The sequence below is a fragment of the Corynebacterium sp. 122RC1 genome (assembly GCF_024580955.1).
In the GTDB taxonomy this organism is placed as follows: Bacteria; Actinomycetota; Actinomycetes; order Mycobacteriales; family Mycobacteriaceae; genus Corynebacterium; species Corynebacterium kozikiae.
This window is the reverse complement of record NZ_JANIKD010000079.1, coordinates 1-329: the sequence shown is the minus strand read 5'-3', so window position 1 is coordinate 329 and position 329 is coordinate 1. Positions and strand designations below refer to the sequence as shown.

Here is a 329-nt window from a genome sequence, read left to right as displayed (position 1 = left end):
GAGTATCTGGCAGGGCCAAAGGCCGAGGTCCTGTGACAACACGTAAGTCACGTCGGCCGGATCTGCGCCCTGACTTGGTCCATCGGCACTTTAGGGCCCCTGGGCCCAATAAGTTGTGGGTGGCCGATATTACCTATGTGCGCACCAGGAAAGGATTCGTTTATACCGCGTTTGTCACCGATGTGTTCTCCCGTCGTATCGTCGGGTGGGCCCTGTCAGATTCGATGCGCACGCAGCTGCTGCCGCTGCAGGCGCTCAATCAAGCAATTGTCAGCGCCAAGGAAACAACTGGGCTTATTCACCACTCGGATCATGGCTCCCAGTACGTG

The 329-nt window shown here is 57.4% G+C and carries 1 protein-coding gene; it reads left to right on the top strand.

Annotated features, from left to right (window positions below; translation table 11 throughout):
• Nucleotides 1–329: DDE-type integrase/transposase/recombinase (locus NQ050_RS11155; protein WP_257039411.1), on the top strand; the 329-nt coding region annotated here is incomplete at both ends.